This window comes from Streptococcus sp. oral taxon 056 str. F0418, from assembly GCF_000220065.1.
In the GTDB taxonomy this organism is placed as follows: Bacteria; Bacillota; Bacilli; order Lactobacillales; family Streptococcaceae; genus Streptococcus.
Window position 1 is genome coordinate 890,574 of record NZ_AFQU01000001.1, and the last position, 18,830, is coordinate 909,403.

Below are 18,830 nucleotides of genomic sequence, written 5' to 3' on the forward strand. Positions count from 1 at the left end.
TGATTCTATTATATGCTTTTTCCTAGATCTATTTAAACTCCTAATTATAGAAAAAACTATACAAATTATTTATCAAATTTGTAGATAAAAATGAGAATAAAAATAGGAGCGAAAAAGAATTTTAATTAGTGTTCGCCTGCTTACTCCCACATGGTTGATTTAATCATCTTTGACCTTTAAAAAGCAAATATGCACAATACCAAAATCCTACACAAATTTGTTTTTCTAATGCGGATTCAAAAGAGTGTGGGACAGAAATCGGTAATTCGTTAGAATTCGATTTCGTCGTCCCACCTCCGCAAAGTTGAGTAGGGCTGTAAAAGCTGATGAAATCAGCGTAATAGAGCCCACTCAACCACTGCGTCTTGCTCGACAAGCCAAAGACAATTAAGAGGCTAGGACTTTTGTCCCAGCCTTGTGTACTCATGTCGTATAAATTGTTGAAGCTGTTGCAATCAAGTGCCACTGGTTAGCTGTTGTCGCTGTCAAGCCTTGTTCTTTGTAGAAATCGTTATAAGGCAAGATTTTTTGTTCTAATTCTTCGACACGCTCGATTTGACCACTAATGTATTGCTCTAGGCGTTCTTGTGCTCGTTTAATCCGCTTGAGTAAACCTCCAAAGCGAATGTCGATTGTGTCCAAGCCAAAAATTTTGTTTTCCTGCTGCCATTGACGACTAAATTGCTCTGAAAACTCTTCAACTTTTTGATAGAGTAAAGGTAAGTTTTTGTCAGCTATGTCTTTCAAGCGAACCTTGTCCCCTTCACGATAAGCTCTTTGCATGCCTGATGTTGCTTCAATCTTCAAGGCTAAGAGTTCATTTAACTGGGCCTGGGTCTCAAAAAGATAAGCATAATCGCCCGCTCTTTGGCTGACTTCCTTTAACTGCTGAGCAGATGCTTCAAAATGTTGCTTGTCTTTCTCAGGTCTGATATGCTGCTCCAACAAGGGGCAGAGAACGTCCTGATAAAGGATGTAGCGGTTTGGATTGATACCACTCAAGTTTTCTGGCAAATCTGGTAAGAGATTGGCCAAATCCACTTTCATAAAGTCGTCAATATCAAGACCTGTGCTCACCCTAAAATGCGCTACTAACTGATCTAAATCATTCCGATAGGCTAGCTCTGCCCAAATCTGCAGAGCAGGTAGGATAGAGAACTGAGAAGATTCTCCGCCATTATCTCCCCAGCCTGTCACAATCACTTCTTTGACCTGATTCTTCCGGCAAGCTTTATTGGCTTCGATAGCTACCAAGTGGCTAAAATGATTATGCGGTGTAAAGCCAATCCACTTCCAAGCACCACCAGCAAAGGCAATATCTTGGCTGATCTTATGATGATTTTGGAAGTTGCGATTGTATTTTTCCTCGCTATCCTGATAATAATCCCAATAAACCAAGGTCACTCGGTCTTTAAGACGATCTAGATAAACTCGGGTTTCTTCTGGGATTTCTACATCACGGTCGTACTGACCATCTGCAGACATGAGTTTGAAGAACATATCGCTCCACATCTGACAGTGGAAACCATACTTGTCTGCAATATCCAAGACTCGCTCAAGGTGTTGGCACATAAGAAGACTGCGATTTTGGAAACCATGTTGAATCAAATAACGTCCGAGCCCGACCAAGTGGGCTTCATCCATGCCGATATTAATCTTGCGCGTATGTAAATGCGCCATCGTCTGGAACATGCCCTCGATTAGGTCATAAACTTTTTCTTCACCAATCAGCAGGATATCCTCAACATCTCGCAGTTCTTGTACTTCTTTGACACCCCATTTGACAAAAGCTGACAGATGAGCCAAGGTCTGAATACAAGGAACAAAGCTCATATCAAAATCTGCTGCATAGTCTTCAATCTCTTGCAATTCTGCAACTGTGTAGCGTCCTCTGAAATAGCCAAAATAAGGCTGATTTTCTATCTCGTAGGTGTCTTCCATATAGAGCTCAAAGGTAGAATACCCCATCAAAGCCAAGACCTCAATCATCTTCTTAGCTGAGCTTAGGTTTAAGACGGCATTGCGGGAACAGTCAGCCATATAGGCCAAATCCTCATAGGCCGCCTCTTCCTCAATCTGCACCTCGTCTTGACCTGATCTAAGCGCAGCAGATAAAAGCGCCAAAGCTCGATAGAGCTGATGGGGTTGCTTATAACTGATTTGATAATGTCCTTGACGTCCTTCCACCTTGATTGATACCGCTGAATCAGGGACAAGACTGACTTCAATCTCACCTAGATCTAAATATTTTTCCAACCGAGCAACTGCTTGCTCTTGTTTGCTTGATAATCCTAAGAATGTGGCCATTGTCCTTCCTCCTGTAACCAATTTACCAATGCACCATAAAGATTGGCTTCTCCTTGATAAGTACAGGCGACAATCTCTGGTGTAACAGAATATTCTTCATATCGATCAACAAAGTAAGAAATGGCAGAGCGGACGCCTTCTATAAATGTTTTATTTTGACTAATAGAGCCACCTAAACTAATCACATCTGGATCAAATAGATACTGAATATTGAGCAGGCCCTGTGCAAGATTGCGGTTCATCCGCTCAATAGCTTCTTGACAAAGGGTATTTCCTGCTTCGGCTTCCTGGTAGATCTTGCGCCCATTCCAGTCAGTCTGACCGGATTTTTCAGCAAGATAACGCACCATATTGCCAGTTGAGGCAAGTTGGGACCAGTTGTTGAGTTTTTCAGCAGGCGCAAGGGTTGTCATATAGCCAAATTCTCCACCCAGATGGTGCTTACCGCGGTGTAATCTACCATTGACAATCATGGCGCCACCAATACCAGTACCAATCACCACACAAGCGGCATTTTCCAGCTCTGGATGAGCTAGCAGCTCGCTCAAACCAACGCAATTAGCATCATTTTCTAAATGAATCGGTAACTCATAAGAGGCTAGCTTATCATACCATGAGAAGCCATGAATATAAGGTACCGCACTAATCCCACCAATCGTTCCTGTCTTTCGATCAACTGCTCCTGGTACACTCATGGCAATGCCTTGATATTCCCGCTTGGACAGGAGCATTTTCAACCAATTTAGTAAACCATCTAAGTCATTTGGTGTGGCAATTTCTTGCTTGTCCAGTATTTCCCCTTCTTTGGACATAGCCGCAAATTTGATACCTGTTCCACCTATATCAACTGTTGCAATGACCATGCTTTTCTCCTTTATTGTTTTATAAATTTTAAGACTGAGATAAAATATCTGACTCTCAGTTTAACCACGCTTCAAAAGCTCTGTACGGATTTCCTGTGGTCCAAGGAATCCTGATTCTTCGGACACCACTTCTTCCAATAGATTCACTCGGATTTGGGAAGATGTCATCACTTCTTGCTCTTCTTGGGTCATATTGTAGTAACGAAGGACGATTCCTGATTCGTTTTCAGCCACTTTCAAGGCCGTTGGACAGACTTCAGGCATACTGAGAGCTGGATGATCTAGGGCTTGTCCAGTTGCTGCGACACTGCCTTCTTGTTTGGAAATTTGCAGAGCTGTCAACGGCGTTTGGAAGGCTTTCGCCCGACGATAAGCACGAAAGCGCTCTTGTGGTTGATGACATTCTACTGTGTATTCAACTTGGAAGTCACGCAAGCACTGGGCCTCTGGTGTTGGGAAGTAGCCCCAGTCGCCCAGCTCACCTGTCGCCCGTAGAATAGTTACGGCAATCGTATCATCGCCTAAAATCTCATATTCATTTAGACCTTTATTAGCTACTGTTACTGCTTTTTGGTCATCATAAAGACTGACGAAAGCTTGCTGGTGCTGTGGATTTTCTGGATTTTCCCATGAAGCAGCCGGCTGGTTATTACGACGAACTACTTCATAAATGCTGTCTGAATCATTGGTTTTACTGCTGTTGTGGGTTCTGAAAAGAACACGGATACGGTGATCCTTAGCAGTATTTGAAAAGCGAGTCTTAAAGCGCAGCTGCGGACTGTCCACAAAGACTGTCAACTCAGTTGTCAAGAACATGGTTGTCACTTCTGACGAACGACCTGCTGAGCGAGTCATAAATTCTACGATGCCTTTTTGCTCTTGCTCAAGCACATCATCAGCGCTTACTGGCAAGGTCAATTCATGGCTCAATTCCACCTTAGCGTAGCGAGCATTATTTTCCAGAACCTTAACGCCAGCCAGTTTTGCATAGATCGGTTCTGTATTTTTTGGTTGGAAGTAGATATATTCATTTCCAATATCGCCCCGATCTTCAAAGCGAAGGAAGTCTTCATAAGCTTCATGAGTTGACTTATCGTAAACGGTCAAGTCTTCATCAAAGCTAACAGTCACAAATGGAGTGTCAATCACCCCATTGCGGTAGAGCCCTTCATGTTCTTCTTTTGCACCAGGAAGCAATTGGAAGGTTTTCCAAGACAAAGCAGCCAGGTGAATCGGCAAAGTCACGCGCAACTGACGAGCGATATAAGCCTGACGGAAGCGATCTTTTGGAAGATCATATTGGAAATGAGCTCCCAAATCTTCGATTTTGGCCTCAACATAACGACCATCCAAGTCTTTAACAATCAAGTCTGGAATTGTCAGATCCGCCATTCTCCGGTAGGCTTCTGTCGGACGCGCTTCCTTGAAATCACAGGTCGCAAAGGTCACATCCACAGAAACAGTGTCAATCTTATCGTGAAGACCAGTATTAATAACAGTAAAGAGTAAGTCACTCGCTGCTTGACGGCTATCTAATTTTTGCTTCCATTCTTCCAGAAGGTTGCCTTTGACGAATTCTCCCACTTGATTAACTTTGGCAAAGCGTGTCTCCATTTCACGGTGAACTTCGTCTACACTACAGCCGCAGATACTATCGTGCGGAGCATTTTGCAAAAGGGTCTTCCAAGCATAAGTTAGCTGGTCTTTGTGATTGTGACCGCCTGTGATGACGGTTAGTGGCTCAACTACCTGCTCTAGCAAGTTACTGTTTTCTTGGAAGGCTTGTTTCAGATAGATTCGAGCTGAGGAAGTATTGGCTAAAGTGTACCAACCGTCCGTTTCTTGGCTGGTTAACTCGCCTTGAACTGTAGACAATTCCTCAGGAAGAGCTGCTTCCACAGCCTGCATATAGTCATCAAAAGAACTATGCACAAAGTTGATACCTGGATAAAGCTCATTGGCTACTCGGATAGCTTGGCTGAGATTGCGCTGAACGGGCTGGTGATCACAGCCGTTCATCATCAGCCATTGGTTTGTAGAGGCGTAGCTCTTCACATCTGCTAATTTTTGCTCCCAAAAAATCTTCGCTTCCTCAGGGTCGACTGGGATTTCATTCCCATTGCTATACCAATTGGCAAAGAGAATCCCTAGGACTTTACTGCCATCGGCACCTTGCCAGTACATTTCAGAGTACTGAGAAGTGAATTGCTCATCCTCTAAGACTTGGTTGTCAAATCCGATTGGCTTCACTCCTCGACCAAAAGCTGCTACATGAATGCCTGATTGCTGCAACATTTGAGGCGCCTGCCCCATATTCCCAAAAGTATCTGGGAAATAACCAATCTGAGTGGACTTGCCCCACTTCTTGCACTCTTGCTGACCAATCAAGGTATTACGGACATTGGCTTCGCTGGAAATCAGATAATCATCCTGCAAGATGTAGAAAGGTCCAATCTTTAACTTACCTTCGTCAATGTAGCGTTGCAGCTTGTCTCGATTTTCCGGACGGATTTCTAGATAATCATCCAGGACAATAGTTTGCCCATCTAGGTGGAAGCTCTTGAAATCTGGATCATGTTCAAAAAGATCAAAAAGGTTGTCAAAAAGCTCTACTAGCTGCATCCGATGGGACTCAAAAGGGAGATACCATTCTCGATCCCAGTGGCTGTGAGAAATAATATGTACAGTAATATTTTCCATTTTATACCTCTATTTTTAAATCGTAATAGTCTAATACTAATTCGCAGAACATCATATTAGCCCAGCTGAACCATTCACGAGAATACTTAGTCGGGTCATCTACATGAAAGCTCTCGTGCATGACTCCTGTCCCTCCGTCACAATCCACCAAGAGATCTAAGATCCGGCGTTTTTCATCTTTATCATGCGTGGTCAAACCTTGAATAGCCAAGGCAATCGGCCATATATAGCGATAAAAGGTGTGTGAACTTCCGATTCCTGCAGCTCGCTCTCCTTCATAATAGTAAGGATTTTCAGGGCTAAAAATCGTGCGGCGTGTATTTTGGTAGACTTCGTCATCTATCGAGCAAAAGCCCAGGTATGGCGCCGCCAATAGACTGGGTACATTGGGATCATCCATAATGCTGGCATTCCCCAAACCGTCTACCTCAAAAGCGTAAATCTTTTCACCTTTGGCATTTTTGGTATAGGCGTAATTTTCAATTCCTTCTTTGATTTCTCTTTGCAGACGCTGTGCATGCGGAATAATCTCCTCAGCGCCATCCAGATTCAATGTTTCAAAGATTTCTACCACATAGCCCAAGACGACTGTTGCAAACATATTCGAAGGCACCAGATAGCTATAGATACAAGCATCATCACTCGGACGAAATGCCGACCAAGTCATACCTGTCACAGCAAAATCAGGTCCTTGTCCGTCATTAATCAAGGTATCTTCCTTACGGTCCGTATCACGAACAAAGCGATAAGAAGACTGGCTGTGGTCCTGCTCGATCGTCCAAACTCGAAGAATTTCTCTGACACCAGCCACAAAAGTCGCATCTAGATGGCTCGTCTCACCAGTCTCTTTCCATAAGAGATAAGCCAGTTGCAGAGGGTAGCAGAGAGAATCCACTTCATACTTGCGCTCCCAAATCCAACCAGACAGCTCTGTATGGTCTGTCTCATGATGCCCCTTCCAGTTATCCGCGATATTAAAGGCGTTGGCATATGGATCTTTTAAAATCAGTGTCATCTGACGTTTGACCAGGCCAGCAATCGTTTTGCGAGTTTTTGGATCTTCCTTAGCAACAAAGAGATAGGGCTTGAGCTGAGCTGTCGAATCTCGTAGCCACATAGCCGGTATATCTCCCGTCAAGACAAAGGTTGAACCATCTTCTAATATTTTCACAGTATTATCCAAGGTGTCTGTATAGCAACGCTCAAAAACAGATACCCAGGCTGGATGTTCCTGAGCTAGCTGAGCAATAGATTTTAGCCATTCTCCCACAATTTCTTTTGAATAAATCATAGCTCTCTCCTTTTCATAGTCCTTTACATCCTCTAGTATAGGATAAACCGTTTTCAAAATATATACACAAACTAAAGTCCTTTCGATAATATAGTCACTTCATTTAGCGATTCTCAACGGTATAAATACACTTAAAGCTAGGTTTAACTAGCTTTTCCGCCGTTTCTACATCTATTAGAAAGCGATTCCAAAGACGCATTTTTCATGTTATAATCAAGGCAAAGCATGTTTGATTGAAGGAGACTTTTTATGAAGACGATATTAGAAAGTATCGACACCCGCTACGGAACAGATAATTCTCATAGCTTTTCTCACGGCAATACCCTGCCCTATACAGGTGCACCCTTTGGCATGAACTATTTTGTACCACAAACCAGTCATACAGATGGAGCATGGTTCTTTCAACCCGACTCCCCAGTTTTTCAAGGCATTCGATTAACACATCAACCAAGCCCATGGATTGGGGACTTTTCTTGGCTCCTTCTGACACCAGTTACAGAAGAAATCTCAAATCCAGATATTTTCCATCGTCAGTCTTCTTATCGACCTAACGAGAGTATTTTTCAACCTCATTACTTAAAAATCCATTCAAATCGCTATCAAATCTGTACAGAGCTTACTCCAACCACCTATGGGGCTTGCCTTCGCATGACTAGTCAACGTTCACAGGCTATTCGTTTAATATTCCATAGCATGGCAAATTGCCACTTTCGTAAACTGGATTCCCACACTATCATAGGAAGTTTAAGCGAAGAGACTTGTCTGACCAAATTGCCTCTAACTATGCACATCTGCTTACGGTTCAATCACCCTATTCAATCCCATCATTTTTTGGAGGAAGATTTCGTTATAAACTTTGAACAAAGTCAATTACAATTCTCCCTTGCAACATCTTTTATCTCTGAAGAGCAAGCTATCGACAATCTTCCGAGAGAGGATTTTGATAGTATAAAAGAACAAACCAAGCTAGCCTGGGAAAGCTATCTCCATCGTTTCGACGTTGTTCACCAAGGAGGAGCCGATCGTAGAATGTTCAACCACAGTCTTTACCGACTCTTTCTCTTTCCCCAAACCTTTTACGAGCTAGATGCACAAGGTCAAGAAATCCATTGGGACTTTACTCATCAGACTATTAAAAGGGGGAAACTTTTTACGAACATTGGTTTTTGGGATGGCTTTCGTACCAACCTTCCTTTGCTGGCTCTAATCGCACCTGATGTCTATCATGATTTTTTGGAGGGATTTCTAAATGTTTATAAAGAAACAGGCTATCTACCAAAATGGCTATCTCCTGACGAACGAGGGATGATGCCAGGCACTTTAATTGACAGCGTCATTGCGGATGCAGCATCAAAACACCTCATACCCGATCTAGAAGAAGATTTTCTCCAAGCTATGTTAGACACAGCAGAAAAGGAAGATTCTCTAGGGCGCCATGGTCGACAGGGTACTTCGGACTATCAAACTCTGGGCTATCTACCATCTAGCTACCACGAAAGTGTCAGTCATACACTTGACTATAGTTATAGCGACTTCTGTATTGCTAGTCTAGCTAGTAAACTTCAGCAAGAGCAAATAGCAGCTCAATATTTGCAACAAGCCCTTCATTATCAAAATCTATTTGATCCAGAAACAGGCTATATGAGAGCAAAAAACCAGCAAGGGCAATTCCGAGATCAGTTTGCACCTTATAGTTGGGGACAGGACTATGCCGAATGTTCCGCCATCCAAAACACACTCAGCGTTTTCCATGATATTGAGGGTTTGAAAGACCTAATGGGAGGGCAAACAGCTTTCACTGACTATCTAACCAAGCTCTGTCAGGACCAACCTTTCTTTGACGTGACAGGCTATGGATATGAGATTCATGAAATGAGTGAAATGGCAAATGCTCACTTTGGTCAGCTAGCCATTTCAAATCAACCGAGCTTTCACATCCCCTATCTCTTTCGTTATAGTGATAAGCCGGAATATACGAGTCTACTCATCAAAACTTTACGAGAGCAGGCTTTCCATCCAAACTGGCAGGCCTTCCCAGGAGATGAAGATAATGGGAGTCTTTCTGCTTGGTACATCTGGAGTGCCTTAGGGCTCTATCCGACTTGTCCCGGCAAGCCTTTTTATGACTTGGGCATCCCTCTATTTGACCATCTTCGTATCTATTTGCCTCAAGCCCATAAGTGGTTAGATATTTATTCCCATAACAATCAGCCCCATTTTCATTTTATTCAGGCAACTCATTTGGACGGAGAAGTCATATCAACAGTTTCTCATGAAGAGCTATTGGCTGCTCAGCGTTTAGATTTTTACTTATCATGGCTTCCTACCTTGTCTTCTACACAAGAGTAGGTAACATAAAAGGAGACTGAGACAGCTTGTCTCAGTCTCCCTTTATATTGGTCGAAAACTCTATCCATAAAGTCTGCTTGTATCTTTTAGTCTAAATGCCCTTGTACTCGGACCTTTGTCCGGCTTTGTCTACCATCCTCACGTATGGCACAAAGATAAAAATAGACTTCTTTTTGTCCACTAAACTCTATTGTTGCTAAATTTACCGACTTCGTCGCTTCACCTGGCGCAAAAACCACATCCCTTATCTGATCCTGATACGCTACTCCATGTACACCTGTACCAGGTTCTGTAGTGATTCGAATACGCTCTGCTTTCTCTAAGCCGTCCATACGACTCAAGCTAATCAAGCTGGTTTGGCCTGCAATTGCTATATTTTTTTGAGAAAATTCCAAGCCAGAATCAACTGACTTCCTCTCCATTATAGCTGGTGTTCTGTAAACAGCGAACTTGCTCAAAAGAGGATTGGCCTGAAAATTCGTCAAAATGAGCCGCAAACGTCTTGCTTCAACGACCTCCCCTAACAATAAACGCTTATACCCAATCGTCTGACCACGAGCAAAGACTGTCCAGCCAGTATCTTCCTCTACTTCAATGACAAAACCAGCTATTCGCTGTCCTTTTGTTATAGGTTCTCTGATTTCGACTAGATTGAACGAACAAGACTGTCCCAAGTCTATCTCAAAAACATAGGTGTCTTCTTCTGAATCTGGCGCCCAAAATGTTTCATTTCGACCATCCGTCAAGTTTCTTGACAGGTGACCGCTTTGCTCACTACTACTTGTAACCTTAGCTCCTAAAGCTAGATCTCTCTTATATAGCTCAGAAAGAACCTGATAAAATTCCCTCAGACGCTGACAATCTATTTCCGAAAGCAATCCCTCCTTAGTTGGAGGAACATTTAACAAAAGGGGAGTCCCACGCCCAACTGAATGCAAATAAATATCAAGTAAATCTGCTAAAGACTTAGGTGTTTGGTTTTCATGATAAAACCAGCCTGAACGAAGAGATACATCTGCCTCTCCCAAAGAATAATACGTCCCTTTGGGATCACCATGTAACAGATAATCCAACGACGTCTGTTCGCTCAACTTTTCTGGTCGGATCTTTTGCCACAAGGGATCACTAGCTCGGCCGCTCTCATTTCCAATCCAACGCAACTCCGTAGCCTGAGTTGAGAAGATAAGGGCTTCTTTTTGATAATGACGAATAATCTCAAACCATTTCTCAAAATTATACGTAACTTTTTGTGCCCCTTCGCCACGCGCCCCATCCATCCAAACCTCTACAAATTTTCCTTTATTCCCATACAGAGGATTGCTCAAAATTTCTTCCAACTGCTTTTGGTAGTAATCATTATAGGCCTCCTGAGTATCAATATGATAGAGCGGGCTATGAGCATCCCAGGGTGATAAATAAATTCCCAAGTCCATATCATACTTAGTAGCCGAGCAAGAAATTTCAGCTAAGAGATCGCCTTTCCCATCTCGCCAAGGACTAGCAGCTACCGTATAGTCTGTGTAACGACTAGGATAAAGCACAAAACCATCATGATGCTTCACAACGACAATCACTCGCTTAAAGCCTGTTTCTTTTAACACCCTTATCCATTGATCGGTATCTAGTTTACTTGGGTTAAAAAGTCTTGGATCTTCCTGACCATTTCCCCATTCCTGCTCATAAAAAGTATTGATCCCAAAATGGATAAATGCAGCTAATTCATCACGATGATACTTTAGTTGCGCCTTTGAAGGCAAGGGGACAACATCATCTATCTTCTTCATTTTTTCTCCTTTCGAACAAGGCAGTGCTCCCGAAGCAAGCGACCATCTTCCGCTCGAACCAAAATCCTTAGCCCATCGCTAGCAGTAAGCGGAACTATGGTTGCACTCGCTCCACAATTTTGATAAATAGTAATATCTGAAGGCAATAGAGCATCCTCAAACTCGTAAATCAGCTGTTGCGAATCTAACTCTTTGCCCTTGACCACAACACTGACCTCTGCCTCACTATACGGAAGAGCTTTTTTAGAAAAGACTTGTAGTTCAGAAATAGCAATGGGTTCTTGTAAATGTTTAAAGCGCAATCGCACGGCATAACAATGCACAGGCGCAAAATCAAACCGAACCATCTGGTCCTCTTTTTCAGGCTTCTGAACAACAAGATTAGCTACCGCCTTCCAATTTGCACCATTCGCTAAAGCAGTCTTTTCTTTCTCCACAGCATCGGCTACTTGAGGCAACTCTGGCTGTGGGCCAGTATAATATTCTAGTAAAAGATTTTCTAATCGTTCATCAGACCAATTATTGAAAGCCACTGATACATTATCTACCAGACTCTTACTAAGACTACCCGCATCCCCAAAAATGATACCTACAAAGGCCTCACGTACAGCTACCGGACTGACCCAAGACTTCTGATCATTACCAGAAAAACTTAGATGTCTATCATTTAAAAAGGCAGCACCATGCTTTCTTTGTGATGCCGAAGCAAAGGCTAATGGAAGGGCAGAGCCTGTCCACTGGTTAGATATATTCTCATCCAATACCCCATCTTCACTGACTCGGATATGGAGCAACGCTTCTAAATCGCTCTCCTTGATCTTCCCTTTCAAATGAAAAGACCCTGCTTGTTCATACAAGTCCACTGGCACTTTTTCCCAAGTAACAAGAGCACTCCCCATTTTACCATTAGATAGAAAAACTGCTACTCGCTCAGGGAGCTTAGGCACTTGACCCACTAATGTCACCAGACTAGCGTTCTCCACTGCAACAATTCCCTCAACGACAATATCAGCCAAGGCCAACTCTTTTACACCAGGTACTTTTCCTGAGATGGTAAACCGATGATAAAAAGACAAGTCTACCTCAGGTATCACCTCCCAACTCACAGGATAGCGTTTAGGAAATCCATGAGCCATTTCAACCAATACTGTTTCTGGCAGTTGAGGTTGCTGATGCTTGTTTGTATACAGACATAGCGGTCGAATTCGGACAGGTTCTGGTGGGTTTTCACTTTTTTCAATCATAAACTCTGCCTTCCAACTTAATCCCTCATACATAGCTGTAAGTTGGTTCTTTCCTGCTTGGCGTAGTTGCAAAGTATGATTGGAAATAGTTGCCCAGCCAGTCCCTGAACATGTCCAATCTAAAGCCTGACTGGAAATTTCTTGTTCCAAACCATCTGGATAAGACAATAGACATCGAATAGGGAGAATATCATCTTCTATAAACCGCTCTGCTCCTAGCTTAATCGTTAAAGCAACAGGCTGGGAAGGGAAGGATAAAAAAGGACCTGTTGAGATAAACACTTGAGCAGACTGCAAGCCTCTACTACTTGCGGTTAAAGTTATCATACCACTCTCTTCTTTACTTTCCACTATCACAATTCCTTGTCCATGGAAAGCGCGACGTTGCCAAGTCCCGTCTGTCTGAGCCTTATAGCGTTCTCGGCTGGATTGTTGACCATTATCTACTCCAACAATTTGACCTTGACCGTTCAGTTCAAACTGGATCTGATGGTTTGCTGTCGGCACTAGATTTCCCTCTTCATCAACAATCTGATACCGAATATAGGCTAGATCTTGTCCATCCGCCTTTATCTGATTCTCTTCTGGCAATAACCGAATAGCTGCCGCTTTACCAGCTGTCTTGATTGACTGGCGTGCAATTTCCGTATCATTTTCATCATAGGCTACCGCTAATAATTCTCCCGGTTTATAAGGCAACAGCCACTCTAGATATAGCTCTTCTGGATTTTTCCCTTCTTGGTAAGAGCGTCCATCTGTCGTTAAACATTCATGAAATTGCTGCTTGCCTTGAGATTCCCCATTTAAAAAGAGTTCAACACGGCTCGCATTTGAATATGCGCGTACAGAAATCCTCCCTTGCTGATCTACCACATGCTGACGCAAACTAACTTTTTCCCAATTCCAATGTGGTAAGAGATGAACCATAGGATATTCTTTTCGATTCCGCCACTGACTTTGATAAAGATAGTAGTCATTTTTGGGAATCCCAGCGGTATCTACTAAGCCAAAATAAGAACTTTTTACGGGTGTATTATTTTGATTATGCCAAGGTGTCGGCTCCCCAATATAGTCCACTCCTGTCCAAATAAACTGACCTGCATATCCAGGATAGTTCCGATCAAATATCCAAGAAGCACTAGCCGTCTTTCCCCAAGGTACCCGATCGTTCCCATAGTCTGACTGCTCAAACTTTCGTAACGCTTTGTTATGTCCAACCCATTCCTTCTGCGGGCGGAAATAACTGCCTCTTGTCCGTGTAGCAGAGGATGTCTCTGAACCGTACATTAGCCAGTCAGGATGTTGCTGGCGCAGATATTCATAATTATCCTCTGCATAGTTCAATCCGACAGCATCCAGCTCATCCGCAATCAACTCATGGCCACCACTACCATCTCCAAATCGAAAGGCATCGATTCCCATCGTCACATAGCGACTATCATCTAACTCCTTGACAAGCTTTACCAAGCGTCTCACTGTCTCTAGAGATTTTTTATCGCCATTCGCCTCACTAATTTCATTTCCAATAGACCACATGAAAATAGCTGGATTGTTTCTTCCTCGTTCGATCATTGAACGAAGGTCAAAGTCAGACCATGTTTCATCTGCTTTCGCATCAGGATGGCTAGCTTTTTCCTCAAAGAAACGTCCATAATCATAGGTTTTTTTACCACCATACCAAGTATCGAAAGCTTCCTCCTGAACCAGAAGCCCCAGCTGAGCAGCCAATTTCAACAATTCTGGACTAGCTGGATTGTGAGAAGTCCGAATCGCATTGGCACCCATTTCTTTCATCTGACTCAGTCTACGATACAGAGCTTTTTCATTTTCGACCGCTCCAAGTGCCCCATGATCATGATGCAGACAAACTCCGTGTAGTTTCAAAGATTTTCCATTTAAGAAAAAGCCATGATTAGAATCCCAAGAAAGGTAGCGGTAACCAAACCAATCTTCCCGTTCATCAACTAAGACACCTTCTCGATAAAGAAAGGTCTTCAAGCAATATAAGGCTGGATTACTGCTCCACACATCCCAGAGATGCGGTTGCGATACAAAGAGGCCTCCCTTGATTGTCATCGATTGATAAGGCTGGACTTCTATCTCTTCTCTCTGAAAATGACTGGTGATTTCTCTACCTTCTTGATCTTCAATCCACTGCTTGATGGACAGATGAGCAACATCTGGTGAAGCATTCACAAGATCTGTCGTAAATACGGTTTCTACCTCACTATCATGCTGCTTCATTAAATGAGGTGACGAAATCTTGATTCCATTTAATGCTACGTGGGTCTGTTCCTGGATCAAAAGATAGACTTTTCGATAAATCCCACTTCCAGAATACCATCGACTACTAGGCTGTTGATTCTGAACAAAAACAGCCAGAATGTTCTCTTGACCATCATTTCTCAGATAATCTGTCACATCATAAGAAAAAGGAGTATAACCGCTAGGATAACGCCCTACCAATCGACCGTTCACAAAGACTTGCGAGTCCATATAAACACCGTCAAAACAAAGGCGGATAGATCTTTGCGACACATCTTCTTCTACAAAGAAGGAGGTACGATACCAAGCAGTCCCACCATTTAGTTGTCCACCTTCATTTTGTGCAGGAGATTGATAATCAAAATCATAAAAGATGCTCCAGTCATGAGGCAGATTGATTCTTTCCCATTGTTCAGTTCTCATCTCTGTGGCTAGTGCCTCTTCTTGACTTACCTTCTGACTAAAAAACCAGTTACGGCATAAATCTCTCTGTCCATCTAGTTTCTTCATGGCTTATCCTCCATCAGCCTTACTATACCAAAAAAGAAGGCGCTATCAACGCCTTCAATACGACTTCCTAAAAAGCCACTCTTTCTTCTATAATTTGTAGAAATCTAATGGCTCACAACTTTTAGATTGTAAAAATCTGCCCAACAGCGTAGGTAACTGCCATAGTGAGCAGCCCGATAAGCAGATTTCTGATCATAGCATTTTTAATCGGGGCCTTGCCCAGCTTAGCACTAGTGTAGCCTGTCCCAAGGAGAGCAAAGGCTACAATCAAAACCGTTGACCAGATACGGATTTTGGCTGGAAGCAAGATAATAGTCATCATAGGAAAAAGCGCACCAACCGCAAATGCTAAAAAGCTGGAGAGAGCCGCATGCCAAGGATTAGTAAACTCCTCAATCTCGATACCGTATTTTTCCTGCACCAAAGCCTCTAACGGATCTTGGAGAAAGGCACGATTCGTCATGAGCTGGGCTGAAGTCTCACACTCACCATTTTGAACATAAGTGGCATAGAGAGATTGCCTAGCTATATCTGGATTTTTCTCTAAAAGCTCCCGCTCTCTAGCAACAGCAGCTTCTTCTGTATCCTTTTGAGTAGACACAGACACATACTCCCCACCAGCCATAGAAAAGGCGCCAGCTAAGACAGCTGCCAAACCTGACAGAAAGATAATCCAAACATTATCTGTCGCACTAGCTACTCCAATAACCACACCTGCTATGGAAATAATGCCATCATTGGCTCCTAAAACCCCAGCTCGCAAGATATTTAGCCGGCCACTAAAGTTCTTATCAATTTTATGCTCTGCCATTTTTATTGTTCTCCCTAATTTTTTATTTATAATCATTATAAATAAAGAGTTGAGCTAATACAAGGAAAAATAGAAAAATGAGAAAAGTCCGACGATTTAAGAGAAGAAAGTCATTGAAAAAAGAGCCGTTTTAAACGACTCCTATCTTTATAATCACTATAATGCTGTAGCAAACGTATTATTTCACCACGATATTAACCAGTTTACTTGGTACGCTAATCACTTTCACAACTTCTTTGCCGGCAATTTCAGATTTAATTTTCTCATCTGCCAGAGCGATTTCCTGCAATTCCTCACGGCTCAAATCTTTAGCTACAATTAACTTAGCACGAACTTTACCCTTGATTTGAACTACGATTTCAACCTCTGCCTCGACCAGCTTGTTTTCATCATAAGTTGGCCAAGCTACGTAGGAGATGCTCTCGTCTGTTTGAGCTAGTGACTGCCAGAGTTCTTCAGCCAAGTGCGGTGCGAAAGGCGCAAGCAATTGAATGAAACCTTTAGCATATTCGACATAGAGCTTTTCTTCCTTGTTGGCTGCATTGACAAAGATCATGAGCTGGGCAATGGCTGTGTTAAACTTGAGCTCCTCAATCTGCTCAGTGACAGACTTGACTGTTTCGTTGTATACCTTGTCGAGGGCACCATTGTTATCCGCAATGATTTCTTTACTTGTCATCAAACGATAAACCCGATCCAGGAACTTGCGGCTTCCTTCCAGACCTTCCTCGCTCCAAGCGATAGATGCATCCAGCGGTCCCATGAACATTTCATAGACACGAAGAGTGTCGGCACCATATTGCTCTACTACATCGTCTGGATTGACTACATTCTTCAGAGATTTAGACATCTTAGCAGGCGCCTGCTCTAATTCTTCTCCCGTTTCAATGTTGAAGAAAGAACCATCGCGTTTTTCTACCTTGTCAGTTGCCACAAGTGCTCCACGGTGATCACGGTAGCTAGTCCCCAGAATCATCCCTTGGTTAAAGAGTTTTTGGAAAGGCTCTTTAGTCGGAACCACTCCAAAATCATAGAGGAACTTGTGCCAGAAGCGAGCGTAGAGAAGATGGAGCACGGCATGCTCTGCACCACCGATGTAAATGTCAACTGGAAGCCAGGCCTTGAGCAGCTCTTCATCTGCTAACTTCTCATTATTGTGTGGGTCAATGTAACGCAGGTAATACCAGCTAGAACCTGCCCATTGAGGCATGGTGTTGGTTTCGCGGCGTCCTTTGACACCGTCTTCGCGAGTGACTTCTAGCCAGTCAGTCAGATTGGCCAGAGGGCTTTCACCGGTACCAGAAGGACGGATATCCTTGGTTACAGGCAAGACAAGTGGCAATTCACTTTCTGGAACAGCTGTTGAGGTGCCATCTTCCCAATGAATGATTGGAATCGGCTCACCCCAGTAGCGCTGACGGCTAAAGAGCCAGTCGCGCAGACGATAGGTGACTTTTTCATTTCCGACACCTTCTGCTTCCAGCCAAGCAACCATTTTTTCAATAGCGGCAGCCTTGTCCAAGCCATCTAGGAAGCCAGAGTTAATATGTGGACCGTCTTCTGTATAAGCAGCGTCAGCAACATTGCCACCCTCTAGAACCGGAATAATCTCCAAGTTAAACTGCTTAGCAAACTCCCAATCGCGCTCGTCATGCGCAGGAACAGCCATGATAGCTCCTGTTCCGTAGCTTGCAAGCACATAGTCAGCAATCCAGATGGGGATTTCCTTGCCGTTAACTGGATTGATAGCATAAGCTCCTGTCCAGACACCAGTCTTCTCCTTAGCCAAATCAGTCCGAGCTAGATCAGATTTGAGACTGGCTGCGTGTTTGTAGTCTGCAACTGCTTGGGCTTGTTCTGCACTTGTAATGGAATCAACGAGAGCATGCTCAGGAGCCAAAACAGCATAGGTCGCACCAAAAAGGGTGTCCGGACGAGTCGTAAAGACGGTGAAGTCCTTGTCTTTGCCCTTAATCTTGAAGGTTACATTGGCACCGGTTGATTTTCCAATCCAGTTGCGTTGCATGTCCTTGATAGACTCAGGCCAGTCCAGCTCCTCTAAGTCATTGAGCAAACGTTCTGCATAGGCTGTGATTTTCAGCATCCACTGGCGCATAGGCTTGCGGACAACTGGATAGCCACCACGCTCAGATGTCCCGTCTGGTAGGACTTCCTCATTGGCAATAGCTGTTCCCAGTTCTTCGACCCAGTTTACTGGCACTTCAGCTTCATAAGCCAGACCTTTTTCGTAAAGCTTGGTGAAAATCCACTGGGTCCACTTATAGTAGTTAGGGTCAGTAGTATTGATTTCTCGGTCCCAGTCATAGGAGAAGCCCAGAGCGTTGATTTGACGCTTGAAGTTGGCAATGTTTTCCGCTGTAAAGTCAGCTGGGTCATTTCCTGTATCCATGGCGTATTGTTCAGCTGGCAAACCAAAGGCATCCCAGCCCATAGGATGAAGGACATTATAGCCCTGAGATCGCTTGTAGCGGCTGAGGATATCTGTTGCCGTGTAGCCCTCCGGATGCCCTACATGGAGCCCTGCTCCTGATGGATAAGGAAACATATCCAGTGCATAAAAGTTCGGCTTGTCCTTGTCCGTACCTGTCTTAAACGTATGGTGCTCCGCCCAATATTTCTGCCATTTGGGCTCTATTTCTTTATGATTGTATGTACTCATGTCTATCTCCAACTTTTGTGATGTTT

General features: G+C 43.4%; 9 protein-coding genes. 1 reads left to right on the forward strand and 8 read right to left on the reverse strand.

Annotation, left to right across the window (positions count from 1 at the left end):
• Positions 1 to 423: 423 nt before the first annotated feature.
• Genes HMPREF9182_RS04455 through HMPREF9182_RS04470 form a run of 4 tightly spaced genes read right to left on the reverse strand, consistent with a single transcriptional unit; the run spans position 424 to position 7,161 of the window.
• A complete protein-coding gene (locus tag HMPREF9182_RS04455; RefSeq protein WP_009754320.1) occupies positions 424 to 2,307 on the reverse strand; it encodes a family 20 glycosylhydrolase in 1,884 nt (627 codons plus the stop codon).
• Complete coding sequence (locus HMPREF9182_RS04460) at positions 2,292 to 3,170, reverse strand: ROK family protein (RefSeq protein WP_009443230.1); 879 nt, start codon at positions 3,168 to 3,170, stop codon at positions 2,292 to 2,294. Before HMPREF9182_RS04460 ends, HMPREF9182_RS04455 begins: the two co-directional genes overlap by 16 nt.
• 60 nt (positions 3,171 to 3,230) lie before the next feature.
• Positions 3,231 to 5,870, reverse strand: a complete 2,640-nt coding sequence (locus HMPREF9182_RS04465) for an alpha-mannosidase (RefSeq protein WP_009754949.1) — start codon at positions 5,868 to 5,870, stop codon at positions 3,231 to 3,233.
• A 1-nt stretch (position 5,871) separates the two neighbouring features.
• On the reverse strand, positions 5,872 to 7,161 hold the full coding sequence (locus HMPREF9182_RS04470) for a glycoside hydrolase family 125 protein (RefSeq protein WP_009443960.1): 1,290 nt from the start codon (positions 7,159 to 7,161) through the stop codon (positions 5,872 to 5,874).
• A gap of 249 nt (positions 7,162 to 7,410) precedes the next feature.
• On the opposite strand from HMPREF9182_RS04470, the gene HMPREF9182_RS04475 reads away from it, so the two are divergent.
• Positions 7,411 to 9,510, forward strand: coding sequence for a GH92 family glycosyl hydrolase (locus HMPREF9182_RS04475; RefSeq protein WP_009754503.1), 2,100 nt, complete (start codon positions 7,411 to 7,413; stop codon positions 9,508 to 9,510).
• Positions 9,511 to 9,596: 86 nt separating this feature from the next.
• Here the strand turns inward: HMPREF9182_RS04475 and HMPREF9182_RS04480 are convergent, their stop codons facing one another.
• The 4 genes from HMPREF9182_RS04480 to leuS all read right to left on the reverse strand — a co-directional run bounded on the left by HMPREF9182_RS04480 (position 9,597) and on the right by leuS (position 18,804).
• Positions 9,597 to 11,294 (reverse strand): alpha-L-fucosidase, encoded by a 1,698-nt coding sequence (locus HMPREF9182_RS04480; protein ID WP_009443499.1) that lies wholly within the window; start codon positions 11,292 to 11,294, stop codon positions 9,597 to 9,599.
• A complete protein-coding gene (locus tag HMPREF9182_RS04485) occupies positions 11,291 to 15,313 on the reverse strand; it encodes a glycoside hydrolase family 2 TIM barrel-domain containing protein (RefSeq protein ID WP_009754303.1) in 4,023 nt (1,340 codons plus the stop codon). The genes HMPREF9182_RS04480 and HMPREF9182_RS04485 overlap by 4 nt, the downstream gene beginning before the upstream one ends.
• Before the next feature lie 121 nt (positions 15,314 to 15,434).
• Positions 15,435 to 16,124 carry a VIT1/CCC1 transporter family protein gene (locus tag HMPREF9182_RS04490; protein WP_009443420.1) on the reverse strand — a complete coding sequence of 230 codons (690 nt, stop codon included), beginning with the start codon at positions 16,122 to 16,124 and terminating at the stop codon, positions 15,435 to 15,437.
• 178 nt (positions 16,125 to 16,302) lie between these two features.
• Complete coding sequence (gene leuS, locus HMPREF9182_RS04495) at positions 16,303 to 18,804, reverse strand: leucine--tRNA ligase (protein WP_009754474.1); 2,502 nt, start codon at positions 18,802 to 18,804, stop codon at positions 16,303 to 16,305.
• Between the last annotated feature and the right edge of the window lie 26 nt (positions 18,805 to 18,830).

Bases quoted from the DNA above. Each gene is read 5' to 3' on its own strand.
- HMPREF9182_RS04455 (WP_009754320.1), bottom strand. From the start codon at position 2,307: ATGGCCACATTCTTAGGATTATCAAGCAAACAAGAGCAAGCAGTTGCT.
- HMPREF9182_RS04460 (WP_009443230.1), bottom strand. From the start codon at position 3,170: ATGGTCATTGCAACAGTTGATATAGGTGGAACAGGTATCAAATTTGCG.
- HMPREF9182_RS04465 (WP_009754949.1), bottom strand. From the start codon at position 5,870: ATGGAAAATATTACTGTACATATTATTTCTCACAGCCACTGGGATCGA.
- HMPREF9182_RS04470 (WP_009443960.1), bottom strand. From the start codon at position 7,161: ATGATTTATTCAAAAGAAATTGTGGGAGAATGGCTAAAATCTATTGCT.
- HMPREF9182_RS04475 (WP_009754503.1), top strand. From the start codon at position 7,411: ATGAAGACGATATTAGAAAGTATCGACACCCGCTACGGAACAGATAAT.
- HMPREF9182_RS04480 (WP_009443499.1), bottom strand. From the start codon at position 11,294: ATGAAGAAGATAGATGATGTTGTCCCCTTGCCTTCAAAGGCGCAACTA.
- HMPREF9182_RS04485 (WP_009754303.1), bottom strand. From the start codon at position 15,313: ATGAAGAAACTAGATGGACAGAGAGATTTATGCCGTAACTGGTTTTTT.
- HMPREF9182_RS04490 (WP_009443420.1), bottom strand. From the start codon at position 16,124: ATGGCAGAGCATAAAATTGATAAGAACTTTAGTGGCCGGCTAAATATC.
- leuS (WP_009754474.1), bottom strand. From the start codon at position 18,804: ATGAGTACATACAATCATAAAGAAATAGAGCCCAAATGGCAGAAATAT.